Here is a 15,814-nt window from a genome sequence, read left to right as displayed (position 1 = left end):
AGAGAGATGATCTGGCGAAAGCGAGGCCTGATATCGGCCGCCCCCCTTGGCCGGTCAGCGCTCGTCTCTGTCGCCCTCGAACCGTTGGAACCGGGCCGCGTGGCGCGCCGGTTCGGCAAGGCCCAGAGGCCTGAAGGCAGGACTGGTCAACGCCGCGCGCATCTTCTCGTGCTTCCTTGGGGAAACCAACCATTAACCCCGATCATTAATAGTCCGGTTCATTGCAATGAGTGCAAGTCGGTTCCTCCTTTGGCTCGCGCTTTTGCCGGATGTGCATCGCTTCCGTATGGCAGAGTCAGGCGCGTGACTGCCCTCGCCAATCGGCGTGAATTGGTGGGGGAAACACAGAATGGTGAGGCCGGACAAGCGTGGCGCCCATGACGGCAGCTATCGCCGATCTCTGCTTCTGTCGACGGCCATCGTCACGCTTGTCACGGCGATTGCCGGCATGCGGCCGGCCTCCGCGCAGTCGGTGTCGGGCAGCGGCGATTTATCGCCGGACGCAAGCACCATTCAAACCCCGAGTTGGATGGTCGGCGCCGATCTCCTTGTCGGTCATATCGGCACCGGCACGCTGGACATCCGGAATGGCGGCACGGTCATCAACAACACCGGCTTCATCGGCCTGAATGCCCATGGGACGGTCACGGTCACGGGCACCGACGGCAGCGGTAATGCCTCGACCTGGACCAATGGCGGCGATCTCGTGGTCGGCCAGGACGGCAACGGCACGCTGAATATCGGAAATGGCGGCCGGGTGAGCAATGCCGACGGCTATGTCGGCAGCGGGGCCGGCAGCCAGGGCAATGTCACGGTCTCCGGCCACGACGGCGGTGGCCATGCCTCGACCTGGACCAGTACCGGTCAGATCATCATTGGCGACAGCGGCACAGGCTCGCTCCGCATCGAGGATGGCGGCGTATCGAATAGCGCCTTGGCCAGCATCGGCAGCAGTATCGGCGGAGTGGGTTCGATCACCGTCTCGGGCCGCGACATCAACGGCCACGCCTCGACCTGGAACAATACCAACCAGATCTATGTCGGCGGCGCCGGCACAGGCACGCTCAACATCCTGGATGGCGGGGTGGTGAACAGTGGACAGGCCGTTATTGCCTTCGAGACCGGCGGCCAGGGCGATGTCACTGTCTCGGGCCGCCACGTCAACGGCAATGCCTCGACCTGGAACGCGGCCAACAATATCTATGTAGGCTTTTCCGGCAACGGCACGCTCACGATCGCGGACGGCGCCGCGGTGGCCACCAGTGCGACCGGGGGCGGCGCCGCAACAGTCTATATTGGCTTCATGAGCGGGAGCACCGGCACGGTCAATGTCTCGAGCGGCACTGGCAGCGTCTCGAGCCTGACTGCAACCGACCGCATCGAGATCGGCAGAGGCGGCGCCGGCACGATGACGGTCGACAAGGGCGGCTTCGCAAGCGCCGGGAACGGTGTTTACATCGCCATCGACAGCATGAGCAGCGGAACGCTTCATCTCAACGGTGACGCCAGCGGGCGCGGCGTCGTCGAGACCGGCTCGGTGACCAGGGGAGCCGGCACCACCGCCATCCTCGACCTCAATGGCGGCATTTTGCGCGCGAACCAAAACGAAGCCAATTTCCTGAACGGCTTCACGACCCTGCCTGTGGCCACCGGCGGCGCCTGGTTCGACACCAACGCGTACGACATCGGCATCGGCACGGGTTTTTCCGGTTCATCGCAGTTCAACAAGCTCGGCCTCGGCCAACTGACGCTGACCGGAGACAGTTCCGGCTTTACCGGCGCATCGACGGTGTCGGCCGGCACGCTGGCTGTGAACGGCGCGCTTGGCGGCAACATGCTGGTCGACACGGCCGGACGGCTCGTGGGCACGGGCCGCGTGGGCAATGTGGTCAATAGCGGCGTCGTCGCGCCGGGCTATGGCAATGCCATGGGCACCCTCACCATCCAGGGCAACTATGTCGGCACGGGCGGACGCCTTGAAATAGCGACCGCTCTGGGCGACGACAATTCGCCGACCAGCCGCCTTGCGATCAACGGCTCGACCTCGGGCGTGACGCAAGTCAGCGTCATCAACCGTGGCGGCCTCGGCGCACGGACGGTCGAGGGCATCAAAATTGTCGACGTGACGGGTGCGTCCAACGGCACTTTCGTGCTCAACGGCAACTATGTCTTCCAGAACGCACCCGCGCTGATTGCCGGCGCCTATGCCTATCGTCTCTATCAGGGCGGCCTCTCCACTCCCGCGGATGGCGACTGGTATCTGCGTTCCTCCCTGATCGATCCGGGCACGCCCGGCGGTCCCACCACGACGCCACTCTATCAGCCTGGCGTACCGGTCTATGAGGCCTATGGCTCCAATCTGCAGTCGCTCAACACTCTGCCGACGCTGCAGCAACGTGTCGGCGACCGCATCTGGAGCCCCGGCGCAAATGGCGACGGCAACGGAATTTGGGGCCGGACGGAAGGCACCCACGGGCGTTTCAATAACAACGCGGTGTCGACGACCGGTCTGGACCAGACCATCGATACCTGGAAGATGCAGGCGGGTGCCGATCGGCTGCTTGTCGATACCGACAACAACGGACGTCTGGTGGCAGGCTTCAACGCCTCCTATGGCGAGGCCACCAGCCGGATCAACTCGGTATTCGGCAACGGCGCGCTGAAGACCAACGGCTACGGCCTGGGCGCGACATTGACCTGGTATGGCGTCACCGGCTTCTACGTCGACACTCAGGTGCAGGTAAACCGCTATCGCAGCGACCTCAATTCCGAACTTCGCGGCTCGCTCGCCCACCGCAATGGCGGCAGCGGCGAGGCGTTCAGCATCGAAGCAGGCAAGCGGATCTCGTTCGGTGAGAGGTTCGGCATCACGCCGCAGTTCCAGGCGGTCTATTCCAATGTCCGGTTCGATCGCTTCACCGATCCGTCGGGTGCCGACGTGGCGGCCGACAAGAACGACAGCCTGAAAACGCGCTGGGGCATCGCGCTCGATCATCAGAGCGCATGGGACGGCGGCCGCAGCCGCATCTATGGCATCGCCAATGTCCGCTATGAGTGGCTCGATGGCATGCGCACTTCTGTCTCAGGCACGCCCATCGACTACGCCGACCAGAGGCTGTGGGGCGAACTCGGCCTTGGTGCGAGCGTGACCTGGCACAAGCATTTCACCGTCCATGGTGAACTCTCCGGCAACATGCCGCTCCGTGGTTTCAACAACAGCTACATCCTCAAGGGCAATGTCGGTCTCCGCGCGCAATTCTGATCGCGCGCTGTTCAGCTCGGCCTCGTTGGTGACAAAGAAACGCGTCCCTGGCATCGGCCCGGTGCCGATCAGGCCTCGTCCTCATCACCCTTGAACAGCTGGAACTGGGCCGCGTCGCGCGCCGGTTCGGCAAGGCCGAGATGCCTGAAGGCATGACTGGTGAGGAGCCGCCCGCGCGGCGTGCGCTGCAGGAAACCCTGCTGGATCAGGAAGGGCTCGATGATTTCCTCGATGGCGTCGCGCGGCTCCGACAGCGCCGCCGCCATGGTCTCGATCCCGACCGGCCCGCCGCCATAATTGAGCGCGATGCCCTGCAGGTAGCGCCGGTCCATGGCGTCGAGGCCGGCGGCATCGACCTCGAGCCGGGTCAGCGCCTCGTCGGCGATGGTGCGGGTGACCGTGTCGGAATCCCGGTAGATCGCGAAATCGCGCACCCGCCGGAGCAGCCGGCCGGCGATGCGCGGCGTGCCGCGCGCGCGCCTCGCGATCTCGTTGGCGCCGTCGGCGGTCATGCCGACGCCGAGCACCCGGGCGCCGCGGGTGACGATATATTCGAGTTCCTCGACGGTATAGAACTGCAGCCGGATCGGGATGCCGAAGCGGTCGCGCAGCGGCGTCGTCAAAAGGCCGGCGCGCGTCGTCGCGCCCACCAGGGTGAACTTGGCGAGGTCGATCTTGACCGAGCGCGCCGCCGGCCCCTCGCCGATGATCAGGTCGAGCTGGAAATCCTCCATGGCCGGATAGAGGATTTCCTCCACCGCCGGATTGAGCCGGTGGATCTCGTCGATGAACAGCACGTCGCGTTCTTCGAGATTGGTCAATTGCGCCGCGAGATCGCCCGCCTTGGCGATGACCGGACCGGAGGTCGAGCGGAAATTGACGCCGAGCTCCTTGGCCAGTATCTGCGCCAGCGTCGTCTTGCCGAGGCCCGGCGGTCCGACGAACAGCACATGGTCGAGCGCCTCGCCACGGCTCTTGGCGGCTGAAATGAACACTTCCAGGTTCGAGCGCGCCTGGGCCTGGCCGATGAATTCGGTCAGCCGCTGCGGACGCAGATGCACATCCGCATCGTCGTCGCGGTGCTCGGCTGAAAGGATGCGGCGGGCTTCGGTCATTCCGGCTGGTTACACGATCGAGTCGGTTCGCGACAGCTTAGCGTAGCGCAGCCGGTTCGACAGGGTCGTATGACATCCGCTCGCGTTGGACCACAGCGATGCTCACCGGAAAGCTGGCCATCGATACCGGGCGTAACAAATAGACCAACAGACAGCCGATGCGCCGGAATAGACGATCAACGAGCTGAATAGCCCCGTGGCCACTTTGACCAGATAGGTCTCGATCGATGGCCGCCCGAAAACGCCGATAAGGCGATCAATCGCCAATACATGAAAAACATCCACGACAAGCAGCGCAAGGACGGAAAGAACGATCCACTTCAGAGGCACATAACCGTCGCTGCGGACAGAGAAGGCCGCGCCGCACCCGACAACTGCAGCTTGGAAACCACCGCCAATGTGGGAAAGGATGATCATCACAAAAAAAACTTCCCCTCTCGGCAGCAGCGATGTCGAGAGCAAGCGAAGAATGAATATTGCGACCACCGCTCCCACAGGCGGCCCGAAGACGACAAAGACCAGGAAAACCCACCACCGATGAGCCCGAAGGCTCATGGTGTGCCGCTCAGCCGGAGCAGCGGCTTCAACATCAGGCAGAGGCTCGGTTTCCGCCCCTGCTCCTCCGTTCACGAGCTCAATTCCTTCAGACCCATGCGGATCAGCGTCTGGGTATTGGCCGCCTCGCCCGCCTTGCCGGCGGCGGCGGCGATCGCCGCGGCGGCCTGCGGTTGGCCGTAGCCGAGATTGGTCAGCGCCGAGATGGCGTCGCGGATCGGGCCGGGCGCGCGCTTGTCGTCGACGTCGCCGACCAGCTTGGCGAGCGTCGGGTCGATATCGGTGAAACCCGGTGCCTTGTCCTTCAATTCGGTGATGATGCGCTCGGCGACCTTCGGCCCGACGCCATTGGCCCGGCCGATCGCGGCCTTGTCGCGCATGGCGATGGCGGTCGCGAGATCGCTCGCCTTCAGCGTCGACAGCACCGACAGCGCCACCTTGGCGCCGACACCCTGGACCGCCAGCAGCAGGCGGAACCACTCGCGCTCCAGGTCATTGGCGAAACCGTAGAGCCGGATCATATCCTCGCGGACCATGGTCTCGATCGACAGCACCGCCGCTTCGCCCGCCGCCGGCAGGGCCTGCAATGTGCGCGACGAGCAGTGCACGACATAACCGACGCCATGCACGTCGACGATCACCCAATCGGGCCCGTAGGAGTCGATCGTGCCCTTCAACTTGCCGATCATGGCGTCATCCGTCCCTGCATCCTGACCCCCTTATAGGGGATTCGCCGGCCGCAAGGATGGCTTGTTCACTCTTCACCCCCACCATAACGCATCAGCGTCGCGGCATCGTAATTTTCACCGATCGACATCGCGCAGATACGCGACAGGTGCACGCGCGGCAGGCCGGTTTCGCGCGCCCAGTCGTTGAACACGGCCTGGATCTTCTTCAGGTCGCCCTTGGAGGTCGGCTCGGCCGCGATATCGAGGCCGGCGTCGCGCAGCGCCGCCACCGTGTCGCGCCCCGCCACGAAGCCGTCATAACCGATGAAGCGCAGGAAATACTGGCCGGTGCGGGCGCCGAGCCTGGCGCCGCGCTTGCCGAGGACATCCATCAGTCCGATCTGGTCGTCGGCCGGCCAAGCCGCCAGAAACTTGCCGAAAGACCCGTGTTCGGCGGTGATATCGGTGACGAAGGCGGCGTTCTCGCGCACGCTCCTGATCTTGATGGCATTCTTGACGATGCGCGGATCCCGCGCGAGGTCGTGCCAGAACTCGTCCGGCTGAAACAGCAGCGGTTTCGGCTGGAAGCCGAGAAAGGCCTCTTCGAAGCCCGGCCACTTGTTGTCGATCACCCGCCAGACGAAACCCGCGCAGAAAACCCGCCGCGCCATTTCCGCCAGCACCCGGTCGTCGGCAAGCGCCGACAGCTCGGCCTTCGCCATGACCGGCGGCAGCAGTGCCTTGAGGTCGGCAGCGCCGCCCTTGCGCCGCTCGGCGCGTGCCTGGATCTTGTCGAATGCGATCACGGGAGGAGCTCCGGGCAAACCTTGATGGCGCCAACCATTCCGCGAGCATGCGGCCGAGGTCAACGCCGGTCAGGCGCGCAGGCGCGCCGCCGGTCCGCGATGATGGGCGTGGGTGATGGCGATGGCGAGCGCGTCGACCGCGTCCATGGTCTTCGGATCGGCCTTGGGCAAGAGGATGCCGATCATCATCTCGACCTGCTTCTTGTCGGCATGGCCCGCCCCAACGATCGACTTCTTGACCTTGTTCGGCTCGTATTCCGACACCGGCAGTCCGGCGAGCGAGGGCACCACCATGGCGATGCCGCGCGCCTGGCCGAGCTTCAAGGTGGCCGTGGCATCCTTGTTGACGAACGTGTTCTCCACCGCGGCCTCGTCGGGCGTGAAGCTGCGGATGACGCCCTCGATGCCGCGATAGAGCTCGGCCAGGCGCTCGGCCAGGGTCGTCTCGGCATCCGAGGTCACCGTGCCGCAGGCCACGAAAGCCAGCCGGTTGCCGGTGACGTCGATAATGCCCCAGCCGGTACGGCGGAGCCCCGGATCGATGCCGAGAATGCGAATCGTGTCGGACATGGCTGCCAACTTATCCGATAAGACCCCCCTCACGCGGCCCGTGCGGTAAATTTACCGCGCCGGCATTTCGACCGCCGACCTGTTCTGCCGGCAGGGCTGATCCGGTGCGTTCCGCCGTTCCGCCGGAGAACAATTCGCTCTAATCCACGGAGATCATGGATTTTCTCACCCGCCTCGGCGATTCGCCGCCCTTGCTCGTTCTCGTCGCGGCGCTCGTGGCGGGCGCGGTCCGCGGTTACACCGGTTTCGGCTCAGCGATGATCTTCATGCCGGTCGCCGGCGCCTATCTCGGCCCGAAGACCGCCATCGGCATCATGTGGATCATCGACGCCATCCTGCAGCTCGCCATGGTCCGCTCGACCTGGAAACACGCGCGCTGGGGCGAGATCGGCCCCTTGTTTCTCGGTTACGTCGTCGGCCTGCCGCTCGGCGTCTATGTGCTGATGACCTTCGAGCCCGGCCCGATCCGCTGGGCCACCTCGATCTCGATCGTCGTCGCGCTGGCCATGCTGCTCACCGCCCGGCGCATCGAAACCTCGCCGGGCCTGCCGGCGACAATGGCGACCGGCGCGGTGTCCGGGCTCATCTCGGGGATCGCCAGCCTCGGCGGCATGGTGCTGTCGCTGTTCTGGCTGGCCGGCCCGAGCCGCAACGAAGCGGTCCGGGGCTCCTCGGTCGCCTTCTTCGTGCCGGCCTCGATCCTGTCCGGCGCGCTTCTCGCCATTGCCGGCATCTTCAATTGGGAGGTGCTGCGCATTGCCGCCTGGGCGATCGTGCCCTACGGCATCGGCATCTGGCTCGGCTCGCTGCTGTTCCACAGCGCCGACGCCCGGCTGTTCCGCCCGGTGGCCTTCGCGGTGATCGCGGCCGCGGCGCTGACCAGCCTGCCGGTGCTGGACGGCTGGCTGAGATAGCCCGGCCGTCCGGTCCCGGCCGGCGAGCTCTCAACCGCCCATTTTGGCGACCAGCGCATCCGACAGTTCGAAATTGGCATAGACGTTCTGGACGTCGTCGTTTTCGTCGAGCACGTCCATCAGGCGCAAGAGCTTCTCGCCGGTCTCGTCGTCCACCGCGATGGTGTTCTGCGGCTTCCAGGTCATCGCCGATTTGCGCGGCTCGCCGAATTTGGCTTCCAGCGCCTTGGTCACCTCGACCAGGCTTTCCACCGTGGTGGTGATCTCGTGCCCGGCCTCGGAGGACACGACGTCGTCGGCGCCGGCTTCGATCGCCGCCTCCAGCATGGCGTCGGCGGAAGCCTTGGCGGCGTCGAACTCGACCACGCCGACGCGGTCGAACATGAAGGACACCGAGCCGGTTTCTCCCAGATTGCCGCCGCTCTTGGTGAAATAGGAGCGCACTTCCGAAGCGGTCCGGTTGCGGTTGTCGGTCAGCGCCTCGACGATGACGGCGACGCCGCCCGGGCCATAGCCTTCGTAGCGGATCTCGTCATAGGTCTCGGTATCGCCGCCCGCCGCCTTCTTGATGGCGCGCTCGATATTGTCCTTGGGCATGTTCTCGGCGCGCGCGGCCAGGATTGCCAGGCGCAGGCGCGGGTTCATGTTCGGGTCGGGCATGCCCATCTTGGCCGCGACCGTGATCTCGCGCGCGAGCTTGCCGAAAAGCTTCGAGCGGACCGCATCCTGGCGGCCCTTGCGATGCATGATGTTCTTGAACTGGGAATGGCCGGCCATCGTGACCCTCTTGACCCCGCGCTTGTGGCGCTGTTTGGCCGGCCGGCAGGGCGCGTGGGCGCACCGCGTCTGGCCAGCGGCGATTTGGCGGGTCTTATAGGCGCGGGTTCAGCCGAAATCCAGACGGCAGCCGTGCCGGCTCAGCGCTTCATGCCGAAGGCTGCGGCGAGCCGGTCGATCTGGCCGGCGACCATGTTGCGCGGATTGGCGGCGGCCGGCTCGGCGCCCGAATAGAGCAGCTTGTCCATGTGCATGACGCGCTCCTGCAGGCGCATGGCCTTGCCGATCAGCTCGCGCAGCGCTTCCGGCAGGTCGACCAGGGTCGCATCCGGCGTCGCGGCGCCGACCGACGACAGCCTGACCTTGGACTTTTCCTGGGCGGCCTGCTCCTGCGTCAGCTCGCCCTCGTTGACCGCCCGCTGCAGCAGCAGCCAGGACGCGAGCTGCATCAGCCGGGTGGTCAGCCGCATGCTTTCGGTCGCATAAGCGAGTGCCGCGCCGCGATCGAGCCCCTTGCTCTCGGCCCGTCCGGATCCGTCGAGATAGGTCGCGGTCTCCTCGACCAGGCCCATCCCGTCACGGAACAGATCCTTGAATGCCGGCGAGCTCGCCAGCCGTGCTGCGAAGGCGACGGTCGGCTGCATTTCGGATGCGAACTCATTCGACATGACGCATTAACTCCCTCAGGCTTCGTCTGTGCCGTCGTTGCCCTTCGCTGTCCAGGACATGCTTAAGAGAAGGTAAACGCGGCGCTGGCCTTGAACGAGCAAGCACGATGCCAAGGTCCCTTGTCCCGCCGTGGGACGACTCGGTGCTATCGTGCAGCAGGATCGTCTGCAAAAAAAGGCCGCCCGAGGGCGGCCCGAAAGTAATTAACAGGGAGGCGTCAAACAGAGTGGACAGGAGCCACTCGCGTCCAGCGAACTGAACGATTCCGGTTATAAACTGGAAAGGTTAACCCCTGGTTAACCTCAGTCGTTGCAGCTGCCGATTCGTCCCGGATGCGCGGCGCGGGCAATGGCCCGCTCAGAATTTGAAGACGCTTTCGGCCGCACTCTTGCTCGACGTCTTGGCCGCGATGGCGGTTTCCAGCCGCCGGATCTCGGTCTTCATCAGGTCGATCCGTTCGGCCAGTTCATGGATGGACAAGGTCGCCAGATCGCTGCCGATCTCATGGGCGGGCGGCTTCGGACGGGGCTTCAGATCGTCATCCATGGTGAACCTCCGATAGGCCGGCTGGCGTGGCGCTTGGCCAGAGGTTATCACCATCGACCCTTCCCTGTCGAAATGGACAAGGCCCATGACCACCTCGACCGCAGCGCTCCCCGTTACCATGACCGCCATCGCGATCCCGGTCCCCGGCGGCCCGGAGGCCCTGGTGCCCGAGTCCCGGCCGGTGCCGACCCCGGGTCCCGGCGAAATCCTGGTCAGGCTCGCCGCCGCGGGGGTCAACCGCCCCGATGTCGTGCAAAGGGCCGGCGGCTATCCGCCGCCGAAAGGCGCCTCCGACATTCCCGGCCTGGAGATCGCCGGCGAGGTCGTGGCGCTCGGCGCCGGCGCCGACCGCTTCAGGCTCGGCGACAAGGTCTGCGGCCTGGTCGCCGGCGGCGGCTATGCCGAATATTGCGTGGTGCACCAGACCAATGCGCTGGCCATCCCCGCCGGCCTCTCCATGGTCGAGGCGGCCGGCATCCCCGAGACCTTCTTCACCGTCTGGTCGAATGTCTTCGACCGGGGCGGCCTGAAGGCGGGCGAGACCATTCTGATCCATGGTGGCACATCCGGCATCGGCGTCACCGCCATTCAGCTCGCCAAGGCTTTCGGCGCCACTGTGCTGACCACCGTCGGCTCGGACGACAAATGCGCGGCCGCCAAGGCGCTCGGCGCCGATCACGCGATCAATTACCGCAACCAGGACTTCGTCCAAGCGGTCAGCGAGATCACCGCCAGGAAAGGCGTCGACGTGATTCTCGACATGGTCGGCGGCGACTATGTCGAGCGCAACCTGAACTGCGTCGCGGCTGACGGTCGGATCGTGCAGATCGCCTTCCTGCACGGCTCGGAGGTCAAGGTCGATCTGCGCTGGCTGATGCTGAAGCGCGTCACCTTCACCGGCTCGACCCTGCGCATCCGCGACACGGCCTTCAAGGCCGCGCTTGCCGACGCGCTCCATTCCAAGGTCTGGCCGCTCCTGTCCTCCGGCAAGGTGAAGGTGGTGATGGATTCGACCTACCCGCTGCGCGAGGCTTCCAGGGCCCATGCCCGCATGGAGACCAATGCGCATATCGGCAAGATCGTGCTGACGGTCTGACCTGATGTCCGGGGCTCTCCCGCTGCCCAGGATTTCTGTCTAGAAAGGCTGATATCTCAGCATCAGGAGCAGAGCATGGGCGTTCTCGACGGCAAGGTCGCAGTCATCACCGGCGCAGCGCGCGGCATCGGGCGCGCGATCGCCGAACGCTTCGTCGCCGAGGGCGCCAAGGTGGTGATCGCCGATATCCTGGTCGAAGCCGGAGAAAAAACCGCCGCCGAACTGTCGAAGGCGGGCAAGGCGGTCTTCGTCGCCTGCGATGTCGGCGACCAGGCCTCCGTCAACGGCCTGGTGACGACGGCCGCCAAAGCCTTCACCGGCGATATCGATATCCTCGTCAACAATGCCGGCATCTCGCACAATGCCGATTTCCTCGATTTGGCCGAAGCCGACTTCGATCGCGTGCTGCGGGTCAATCTGAAGGGTTCGTTCCTGGTCGGCCAGGCGGTGGCCCGGCGCATGGTCGAGCAGGTCAAGGCGGGCAAGGCCCCCGGCGCCATCGTCAATATGAGCTCGGTCAATGCCGTGCTCGGCATTCTCAACCAGACGCCCTATTGCGTCTCCAAGGGCGGCGTCCGCCAGCTCACCAACGTGATGGCGCTGGGCCTTGCCGAACACGGCATCCGGGTCAATGCCATTGGCCCGGGCTCGATCGCCACCGACATGCTGGCAAGCGTCAACAACGACGCCTCCGCGCGCCACCGCCTGCTGTCGCGCACCCCGCTCGGCCGCATCGGCGATCCCGACGAAATCGCCAAGGTCGCCCTGTTCCTGGCCTCCGACGGCTCGAGCTACATCACCGGCCAGACGATCTATGCCGATGGCGGCCGCATCGGCCTCAACTATACGGTGCCGGTGAAGGATTGAGCGGCGAGCTGCCACCACAATTGCGCGCCGGGCTGGAGGCGCTGGCCGCCGGCCATGCCGGCCGGGCGCTCGGCGAGGCCAGCGCCCGGCTCACCGACAACTATCGCGGCGGCCGCGGCACGCGGCTCGCCGCCCCGGTCGATCTGGCGGCCTATGCGGTGGCGCGCATGCCGGCGACCTATGCCGCCTTTCGCGCGGTGCTGGAGGAGGTCGCGGAACGCGCCGACTTCGCGCCGGCGAGCCTGATCGATATCGGCTGCGGCCCCGGCACCGCGGCCTGGGCCGCCCTCGATGCCTTCCCTGATATCGCGGCGGCCACGCTGGTCGATGCCCATGCCGGCATGATCGGCCTCGGACGGCAGCTTGCCGTGCAGGGTCCGCGCGCGCTCGCCGGCGCCGCCTGGATCGAGGCGCCGATGGCCCGGCATCTGCCAGGCGCCGCGAAGGCGGATCTGGTCGTCGCCGGTTATGCCCTGAACGAAGTCCCGCTCGACGACGTCGCCACCCTCGCCCACCAGTTCTATGCGGCGGCAACCGCCGTCGTGGTCATCGTCGAGCCCGGCACGCCGCAGGGCTTCGCGGTCATCGAGCGGGCGCGCGGCGCCTTGATCGCCGCCGGCGGCGCCGTGATCGCGCCTTGCCCGCATGACGGCCCCTGCCCGCTCGCGGCGCCCGACTGGTGCCATTTCTCCGCGCGCCTGCCGCGCCTGCGCGCCCACAAAGCCGCCAAGGGCGCCGATGTACCGTTCGAGGACGAGCGCTATTCCTATGTCGCCGTCGCCAGGCCCGGCGTCGTCATTCGGCCGGCACCGGCACGCGTGCTGCGGCCGCCGAAGGCGAGCAAGCCAGCGACCAGTTTCAGCCTCTGCACCACCGAGGGCCTGCAGCACCGCACGGTCGCCGCGCGCGACCGCGATCTCGCCAGACGCACCCGCAAGATCGGCTGGGGTGACGTCTTTCCCGTCGACCCGTAACGGAGCCTGTCGATGCAGCGCGTCACGATCCTCGGCCTCCTGACCCTTGCCCCGATGCCGGCCGCCGCGCAATCGGCCGCCGAGAACAGCCTGTCCTTCACCCAGAAGCTGGCGATCTATCGCGCCTGCCGGGCCGACCTCAACCAGCATTGTCCGGACGCCGGCACCAATGGCCCGCGTATCGAGGCCTGCCTGCGCACCAACAAGACCCGCCTGACCGAGGGCTGCCGCGCCACGATCCTGGAAACCGGGCTTCGCTGAGCGCCGGGCCGCACATCACCCCTGCAAACGCCCCGGATTGACCGCGTCGAGGCCGCTCGTGATGGTCGAAACCATCAGGAGATCCGCACATGCTCGCCTTGCCCTGGCTCTGGGCCGTCTTCACCGTCGTCGCCGCCGCTGCCCAGACCGCCCGCAATGCCATGCAGCGCAGTCTCACCACGACGCTCGGCACCATTGGCGCGACCCATGTGCGCTTTCTCTACGGCTTCCCGTTCTCGCTGATCTTCCTCGGCCTGGTGAAACTGACGCTTCCCAGCGCCGGCATCCCGCTGCACGCGACCTTCTTCGCCTGGACCGTGGCCGGCGCGCTGGCGCAGATCGGCGCCACCGCCCTGATGCTCGCCGCGATGCAGGAACGCTCCTTCGTCGTGACCACCGCCTATACCAAGCTGGAACCGGTGCTGGTGGCGCTGTTCGGCGTCATCATCCTGGGCGACCATCTCGGGCTCTGGGCCTGGGTGGCGATCTTCGTCGCCACCGCCGGCATCCTGTTCATGTCCTGGCGCCCCGGCGCGGAGAACGCCGTGCGCCCGGCTCTGCTCGGCATCGCCTCGGCGGCCCTGTTCGGCGTCTCGGCCATCGGCTTTCGCGGCGCCATCCGCTCGCTCGACGCCGACAGCTTCGTGCTCGCCGCCACCACCACATTGGTCTGCGGCCTCGGCATCCAGACCGTGCTCCTGTCCGGCTACCTTGCGATCTTCAATCGCCCCGGGCTGATCGCCATCTTCAAGAGCTGGCGCCAGTCGATCTTCGCCGGCTTCCTCGGCTCCTTCGCCTCGCAGTTCTGGTTCCTCGCCTTCGCCCTCGAGACGGTCGCCAAGGTGCGTACGCTGGCCCTCGTCGAAGTGATCTTCGCCGGCCTCGTCTCCGGCGCCATCATCAAGCAGGCGACCAGCCCGCGCGACGCCATCGGCATCGCGCTGATCGTCATCGGCGTGGCGGTGCTGCTGACGCTGGGGTGAGAGGGGCGAGTGGCGAATTGGGGAATAGGGTCTCGGATGGCGGCCCATCTCACCCGCCGGACTCGCACCTGAACCTCTTCGTCACTCCCGGCCAGCGACTGGCGAGGCCCGACCGGTTTCCCGCGCGCCGAGCCCCCCATTCGCCAACCGCCACTCGCTATTCGCCCCTACGCCAGCGGCGTCAGCCTCGTGACATGGCCCATCTTGCGGCCGGCGCGCTGGTCGCGCTTGCCGTAGAGATGCAGCACCGCACCCGGCTCGGCGGCAATCGCCCGCCAGGCTTCGACATCGGCGCCGATGAGATTTTCCATCACCGCATCCGAATGCCGGGCGGTCGAGCCGAGCGGCAGGCCGGCGACCGCGCGCATGTGGTTTTCGAACTGCGAGCAATGGCAGGCGGCTTCCGTCCAGTGGCCGGAATTGTGCACGCGCGGCGCCATTTCATTGACCACCAGGCGGCCGTCCGCGGTGACGAACAGCTCGACCGCCAGCACGCCGACATAGTCGAGCTTCTCGGCCAGCACCTCGCCCATCCGGGCGGCTTCCTCGGCGAGATCGGGCGCGATCCGCGCCGGCACCGTCGAGGTCCGTAGAATGCCGTCGCGATGGACGTTCTCGACCGGATCATAGTGGCGAATCTCACCGTCCGCGCCGCGCACGACGATGACCGAGATCTCGCGGGTGAACGGCACGAAGGCCTCCAGGATCGCCGGCTGGCGGCCGATCGTGGCAAAGGCCGCCGCGGCATCGTCGCCGTCGCGGATCACCGCCTGGCCCTTGCCGTCATAGCCGAAGCGGCGGGTCTTCAGCACCGCCGGCCGGCCGAGACGGGCGAGCGCGCGCGCGAGATCGGCCTCGTCGTCGACCGGCTCGAAATCCGGCACGCCCAGCCCGCAGTCGCGGGCGAAGGTCTTTTCCACCACCCGGTCCTGCGACACGGTCAGCGCGCGTGGGCCGGGGCGCACGGTCAGCCGGCTCGACAGGAAGCGTGCCGCCTTGTCGGGCACGTTCTCGAACTCATAGGTGACGATGTCGACATCTTCGGCGAAGCGGGCGAGCGCGATCTCGTCGGAATAGTCGGCTTCCGTGATCCGCCGGACCACGTCGAAGGCCGGGCTTTCCGGTTCGGGCGCCAGCACCTGGCAGCGCAGGCCGAGCCTGGCGCCGGCCAGCGCCAGCATGCGGCCGAGCTGGCCGCCGCCCAGGATGCCGATGATCTGATCGGGACCGGCCGACCGTTCAGTGGTCGTCACGAGGCCGCTCCGCGATGCTGGCAGTCTGCTTGGCGCGATAGGCTTCGAGCCGGGATGCCAGCGCCTCGTCATGGAGCGCGAGGCAGGCGGCGGCGAGCAGCGCCGCATTGATCGCGCCCGGCTTGCCGATGGCGAGCGTGCCGACCGGGATGCCGCCGGGCATCTGGACGATCGAGTGCAGGCTGTCGATACCCGACAATGCCTTGCTCTCCACCGGCACGCCGAACACCGGCAGGATGGTGAGCGCCGCGGCCATGCCGGGCAAATGGGCAGCGCCGCCGGCGCCGGCAATGATGATCTTGTAGCCCTTGGCCTTGGCGCCCTTGGCGAAATCATAGAGCCGGTCCGGCGTCCGATGCGCGGAGACGATCAGCGGCTCATGCGCGACACCAAGCGCATCCAGCGTCTCGGCGGTATGTCTCATGGTCGCCCAGTCGGACTGGGACCCCATGATGATGGCGACGGGCGGCACCCCGTTCGCGGCATTTCCCGGCATCA

General features: G+C 66.5%; 17 protein-coding genes. 7 read left to right on the top strand and 10 right to left on the bottom strand.

The window, feature by feature from the left end; all coding sequences use genetic code 11:
- Positions 1–448 precede the first annotated feature (448 nt).
- Entirely contained in the window at positions 449–3,262 is a 2,814-nt protein-coding gene (locus AC07WJ_RS09095) for an autotransporter family protein (protein ID WP_494934241.1), read from the top strand.
- Positions 3,263–3,330: 68 nt separating this feature from the next.
- Here AC07WJ_RS09095 and ruvB read toward each other — a convergent pair whose 3' ends face one another.
- The 5 genes from ruvB to ruvC form a co-directional block, all read right to left on the bottom strand.
- A complete protein-coding gene (ruvB, locus tag AC07WJ_RS09090; protein ID WP_494934240.1) occupies positions 3,331–4,377 on the bottom strand; it encodes a Holliday junction branch migration DNA helicase RuvB in 1,047 nt (348 codons plus the stop codon).
- 102 nt (positions 4,378–4,479) lie between these two features.
- Positions 4,480–5,007 (bottom strand): hypothetical protein, encoded by a 528-nt coding sequence (locus AC07WJ_RS09085; RefSeq protein WP_494934239.1) that lies wholly within the window; start codon positions 5,005–5,007, stop codon positions 4,480–4,482.
- Complete coding sequence (gene ruvA / locus AC07WJ_RS09080; protein ID WP_494934238.1) at positions 5,004–5,621, bottom strand: Holliday junction branch migration protein RuvA; 618 nt, start codon at positions 5,619–5,621, stop codon at positions 5,004–5,006. Before ruvA ends, AC07WJ_RS09085 begins: the two co-directional genes overlap by 4 nt.
- A 65-nt stretch (positions 5,622–5,686) precedes the next feature.
- Positions 5,687–6,406 carry a DNA-3-methyladenine glycosylase I gene (locus tag AC07WJ_RS09075; RefSeq protein ID WP_494934237.1) on the bottom strand — a complete coding sequence of 240 codons (720 nt, stop codon included), beginning with the start codon at positions 6,404–6,406 and terminating at the stop codon, positions 5,687–5,689.
- 69 nt (positions 6,407–6,475) lie between these two features.
- The gene (gene ruvC / locus AC07WJ_RS09070) at positions 6,476–6,976 is read right to left on the bottom strand and encodes a crossover junction endodeoxyribonuclease RuvC (RefSeq protein ID WP_494934236.1); all 501 of its coding nucleotides are present in this window, start codon (positions 6,974–6,976) and stop codon (positions 6,476–6,478) included.
- A 155-nt stretch (positions 6,977–7,131) separates the two neighbouring features.
- Here ruvC and AC07WJ_RS09065 point away from each other — a divergent pair, with 155 nt between their 5' ends.
- The gene (locus AC07WJ_RS09065) at positions 7,132–7,890 is read left to right on the top strand and encodes a TSUP family transporter (protein WP_494934235.1); all 759 of its coding nucleotides are present in this window, start codon (positions 7,132–7,134) and stop codon (positions 7,888–7,890) included.
- 30 nt (positions 7,891–7,920) lie between these two features.
- On the opposite strand, the gene AC07WJ_RS09060 is transcribed toward AC07WJ_RS09065, so the two are convergent.
- The 3 genes from AC07WJ_RS09060 to AC07WJ_RS09050 all read right to left on the bottom strand — a co-directional run bounded on the left by AC07WJ_RS09060 (position 7,921) and on the right by AC07WJ_RS09050 (position 9,882).
- On the bottom strand, positions 7,921–8,667 hold the full coding sequence (locus AC07WJ_RS09060; RefSeq protein ID WP_494934234.1) for a YebC/PmpR family DNA-binding transcriptional regulator: 747 nt from the start codon (positions 8,665–8,667) through the stop codon (positions 7,921–7,923).
- Positions 8,668–8,807: 140 nt separating this feature from the next.
- Positions 8,808–9,335 carry a protease adaptor protein RcdA gene (gene rcdA, locus AC07WJ_RS09055; protein WP_494934233.1) on the bottom strand — a complete coding sequence of 176 codons (528 nt, stop codon included), beginning with the start codon at positions 9,333–9,335 and terminating at the stop codon, positions 8,808–8,810.
- A gap of 358 nt (positions 9,336–9,693) precedes the next feature.
- A complete protein-coding gene (locus AC07WJ_RS09050; RefSeq protein WP_494934232.1) occupies positions 9,694–9,882 on the bottom strand; it encodes a DUF1192 domain-containing protein in 189 nt (62 codons plus the stop codon).
- An 85-nt stretch (positions 9,883–9,967) separates the two neighbouring features.
- Here AC07WJ_RS09050 and AC07WJ_RS09045 point away from each other — a divergent pair, with 85 nt between their 5' ends.
- The 5 genes from AC07WJ_RS09045 (at position 9,968) to AC07WJ_RS09025 (ending at position 14,063) form a co-directional block, all read left to right on the top strand.
- The gene (locus AC07WJ_RS09045) at positions 9,968–10,978 is read left to right on the top strand and encodes an NAD(P)H-quinone oxidoreductase (RefSeq protein WP_494934231.1); all 1,011 of its coding nucleotides are present in this window, start codon (positions 9,968–9,970) and stop codon (positions 10,976–10,978) included.
- Positions 10,979–11,053: 75 nt separating this feature from the next.
- The gene (locus AC07WJ_RS09040) at positions 11,054–11,845 is read left to right on the top strand and encodes an SDR family NAD(P)-dependent oxidoreductase (protein WP_494934230.1); all 792 of its coding nucleotides are present in this window, start codon (positions 11,054–11,056) and stop codon (positions 11,843–11,845) included.
- Positions 11,842–12,819: a small ribosomal subunit Rsm22 family protein gene (locus AC07WJ_RS09035; protein WP_494934229.1), complete on the top strand. Its 978-nt coding sequence runs from the start codon at positions 11,842–11,844 to the stop codon at positions 12,817–12,819. Before AC07WJ_RS09040 ends, AC07WJ_RS09035 begins: the two co-directional genes overlap by 4 nt.
- Before the next feature lie 12 nt (positions 12,820–12,831).
- Complete coding sequence (locus AC07WJ_RS09030) at positions 12,832–13,080, top strand: cysteine rich repeat-containing protein (protein WP_494934228.1); 249 nt, start codon at positions 12,832–12,834, stop codon at positions 13,078–13,080.
- Between the two features lie 89 nt (positions 13,081–13,169).
- Entirely contained in the window at positions 13,170–14,063 is an 894-nt protein-coding gene (locus AC07WJ_RS09025; RefSeq protein ID WP_494934227.1) for an EamA family transporter, read from the top strand.
- Positions 14,064–14,230: 167 nt separating this feature from the next.
- Here the strand turns inward: AC07WJ_RS09025 and AC07WJ_RS09020 are convergent, their stop codons facing one another.
- A complete protein-coding gene (locus AC07WJ_RS09020) occupies positions 14,231–15,316 on the bottom strand; it encodes a 5-(carboxyamino)imidazole ribonucleotide synthase (protein WP_494934226.1) in 1,086 nt (361 codons plus the stop codon).
- Entirely contained in the window at positions 15,303–15,812 is a 510-nt protein-coding gene (gene purE / locus AC07WJ_RS09015; RefSeq protein ID WP_494934225.1) for a 5-(carboxyamino)imidazole ribonucleotide mutase, read from the bottom strand. Before purE ends, AC07WJ_RS09020 begins: the two co-directional genes overlap by 14 nt.
- Positions 15,813–15,814: the final 2 nt, after the last annotated feature.

The organism is Phreatobacter sp. GW821-FHT04C01 (assembly GCF_059420385.1).
Note: the sequence above shows the minus strand (reverse complement) of the source record. Positions and strands in the feature narration are given on the sequence as shown.

Coding starts and splice junctions, on each gene's coding strand:
- AC07WJ_RS09045 (WP_494934231.1), top strand. CDS start 9,968: ATGACCACCTCGACCGCAGCGCTCCCCGTTACCATGACCGCCATCGCG.
- AC07WJ_RS09050 (WP_494934232.1), bottom strand. CDS start 9,882: ATGGATGACGATCTGAAGCCCCGTCCGAAGCCGCCCGCCCATGAGATC.
- AC07WJ_RS09065 (WP_494934235.1), top strand. CDS start 7,132: ATGGATTTTCTCACCCGCCTCGGCGATTCGCCGCCCTTGCTCGTTCTC.
- AC07WJ_RS09030 (WP_494934228.1), top strand. CDS start 12,832: ATGCAGCGCGTCACGATCCTCGGCCTCCTGACCCTTGCCCCGATGCCG.
- rcdA (WP_494934233.1), bottom strand. CDS start 9,335: ATGTCGAATGAGTTCGCATCCGAAATGCAGCCGACCGTCGCCTTCGCA.
- ruvB (WP_494934240.1), bottom strand. CDS start 4,377: ATGACCGAAGCCCGCCGCATCCTTTCAGCCGAGCACCGCGACGACGAT.
- ruvC (WP_494934236.1), bottom strand. CDS start 6,976: ATGTCCGACACGATTCGCATTCTCGGCATCGATCCGGGGCTCCGCCGT.
- purE (WP_494934225.1), bottom strand. CDS start 15,812: ATGCCGGGAAATGCCGCGAACGGGGTGCCGCCCGTCGCCATCATCATG.
- AC07WJ_RS09060 (WP_494934234.1), bottom strand. CDS start 8,667: ATGGCCGGCCATTCCCAGTTCAAGAACATCATGCATCGCAAGGGCCGC.
- ruvA (WP_494934238.1), bottom strand. CDS start 5,621: ATGATCGGCAAGTTGAAGGGCACGATCGACTCCTACGGGCCCGATTGG.
- AC07WJ_RS09040 (WP_494934230.1), top strand. CDS start 11,054: ATGGGCGTTCTCGACGGCAAGGTCGCAGTCATCACCGGCGCAGCGCGC.
- AC07WJ_RS09095 (WP_494934241.1), top strand. CDS start 449: ATGCGGCCGGCCTCCGCGCAGTCGGTGTCGGGCAGCGGCGATTTATCG.
- AC07WJ_RS09025 (WP_494934227.1), top strand. CDS start 13,170: ATGCTCGCCTTGCCCTGGCTCTGGGCCGTCTTCACCGTCGTCGCCGCC.